This is a genomic window from Dietzia sp. DQ11-44, assembly GCF_014145205.1.
GTDB classification, from domain to species: Bacteria; Actinomycetota; Actinomycetes; order Mycobacteriales; family Mycobacteriaceae; genus Dietzia; species Dietzia natronolimnaea.
Genome location: NZ_JAALEC010000478.1, coordinates 1 through 2,321, shown reverse-complemented (window position 1 = coordinate 2,321; position 2,321 = coordinate 1). Strand labels below are relative to the sequence as shown.

3 protein-coding genes are annotated in these 2,321 nt (G+C 70.8%); all 3 read right to left on the bottom strand.

Annotated features, from left to right (window positions below; genetic code table 11):
- Window positions 1-88: 88 nt before the first annotated feature.
- Window positions 89-922, bottom strand: a complete 834-nt coding sequence (locus G6018_RS12145; RefSeq protein ID WP_182639732.1) for a segregation/condensation protein A — start codon at window positions 920-922, stop codon at window positions 89-91.
- An 8-nt stretch (window positions 923-930) separates the two neighbouring features.
- Window positions 931-1,806, bottom strand: coding sequence for a ParA family protein (locus G6018_RS12140; RefSeq protein WP_182639731.1), 876 nt, complete (start codon window positions 1,804-1,806; stop codon window positions 931-933).
- A 75-nt stretch (window positions 1,807-1,881) separates the two neighbouring features.
- The coding region (locus tag G6018_RS12135; protein ID WP_182639730.1) for a tyrosine-type recombinase/integrase at window positions 1,882-2,321 on the bottom strand (440 nt) is incomplete at its 5' end.

Genomic DNA, 2,321 nt, shown 5'->3' with positions numbered 1-2,321 from the left:
AGTCGGGCCCGCAACGGCGGGGCCCCGGGCTCGTCGAGCTCGTCGTCGTCCCCCTCCGGCCCCATCGCACGCATGTCGTCGCCCTCCGTCACGTCCATTCGTCCCTCCCGCGTGTCACCTCGGCGGCCTCCTCGCCCGTCCAACTCACCAACAGGTCACCGAGCGCCTCGTCCTGGGCGAGCGCCACGGCGCGCGCCCTGTACAACTCCAACAGGGCGAGAAACCTGGCGACGACGACGAGGGAGTCTCCGCACCCGGAGACCAGCTCCCGGAAGTCGACCCACTGGCCCCGGCCCCGGAACCTCAGCAACTCCAGGACGCGGGCGGCCTGCTCGGGGACGGACACGGCCGGGGTGTGCACGTGCGAGACCCCCACCTCCTCCACCGGCCGGGGTCGGAACGCCACGGCGGCGATGGTGGCGAACTGTTCCACGTCGACGCCCAGCTCCACCTCGGGCAGCAGGTCCAGGAACTCCTCGTCCGGACCCGCCGTCCGCGGGTGGGAGTGGCGGGCGGTCCTGTCGAGCTCGGCGAACAACTCGGCCACCTGGCGGAACGCCCGGAACTGCAGGAGCCGGGCGAAGAGCAGGTCCCGCGCCTGGAGCAGGGCCAGATCCTCCAGGTCCTGGACCTCACCGGAGGGCACGAGTCTTGCGGTCTTGAGGTCGAGCAGCGTGGCCGCCACCACCAGGAACTCGGTGACCTCCTCGAGGCCCGTCTCCCGGCCCAACTCGCGGGCGTGGGCGATGAACTCGTCGGTCACCGAGTGGAGGGCGACCTCGGTCACGTCGAGGCGACGCGAATCGATCAACTTCAGGAGCAGGTCGAACGGGCCGGTGAAGTTGGTCAGGTGGACTGTGAACGCACGCGGATCGGGTACCTCGGTGGCGTCGTCCCCCGGCGGGTGCCCGACCCCGGTCACCGGACCGCTCACCTGCCGCGCTGGATGACCTCGCGAGCCAGCGCCCGGTAGGCCTGCGCACCCGCAGATCTGGGCGCCCACGTGGTGATGGGTTCACCGGCGACGGTGGTCTCCGGGAACCGGACCGTCCGGGTGACGAGGGTGTCGAAGACCTGGTCACCGAACACCTCGACGACGCGGCCGAGGACGTCGCGGGCATGGACCGTCCGGCGGTCGAACATCGTGATCAGGATCCCGGTCAGGTGCAGACGCGGGTTGATCCGGTCGCGGACCTTGTCGATGGTGTCCGTCAACAGGGCGAGCCCACGCAGCGAGAAGTACTCGCACTCCATCGGGATCAACACGCCGTCCGAACAGGCCAGTGCGTTGACGGTGAGCAGCCCCAGTGACGGCTGGCAGTCGATCAGGACGTAGTCGTAGCGGTCGAGCACCGGGTACAGCGCGCGGCCCAGAGCCTGTTCGCGCCCCACCTCGTTGACCAGTTGGATCTCCGCGGCGGACAGGTCGATGTTGGCGGGGATGAGGTCCACCCCCTCCACCCGGGTCCGGACGAGCACCTCCTCCGTCGACACGGTGTTGTCCACCAGGAGGTTGTAGACCGTCAGATCCAGCTGGTGGTGCGGGATGCCCAGGCCCGCCGACAGCGCACCCTGGGGGTCGAGGTCCACGACGAGGACCCGGCGGCCGTACTCCGCGAGGGCGGCGGCCAGGTTGATCGTGCTGGTGGTCTTGCCGACCCCGCCCTTCTGGTTGCACATCGAGAGCACCATGGCGGGACCGTGCGAGGTGATCGGCTGCGGTTCGGGGATCGCCGAGAAGCCCTCGCCGGCCGCCGGGTCGTCGGCGCCGAGCAGTTCCGCGCGGGAGAACAGTGCGGGATCCATGGTCCCAGAGTCCTGCGCCACCCGCGTCTCCTCTCGCTGCGTCGTCACCTGCGCTCAGGCCGGTCCCCGGTCACGTTACCGTGCCCGGGGGTGGCACTCGGCCCAGACCTCGCGGAGCGTGTCGACGGTGACGAGGGTGTAGACCTGCGTCGTGGTCACCGAGGCGTGCCCCAACAGCTCCTGGACCACCCGGATGTCCGCGCCGCCGTCCAACAAGTGGGTCGCGAAGGAGTGGCGGAAGGAGTGCGGCGAGACGTCGGTGCCGACCGACGCCCGCTCCGCGGCGGCGGCCACCACGTTCCACAGGGACTGCCGGGTGATACGGCCGCCACGGGCGTTGAGGAACAACGCCGGGCCGCCCCGGACCGCCAGTGCGGGACGGGCGCGCACCAGGTAGGCGCCGACCGCATCGCAGGCCGGACGCCCCACCGGGACCACCCGCTCCTTGCCCCCCTTCCCGCGCAGGATCACCGTGCCCCCGCCGGGGAGGTCGAGACCGTCGAGGTCGTCCACGT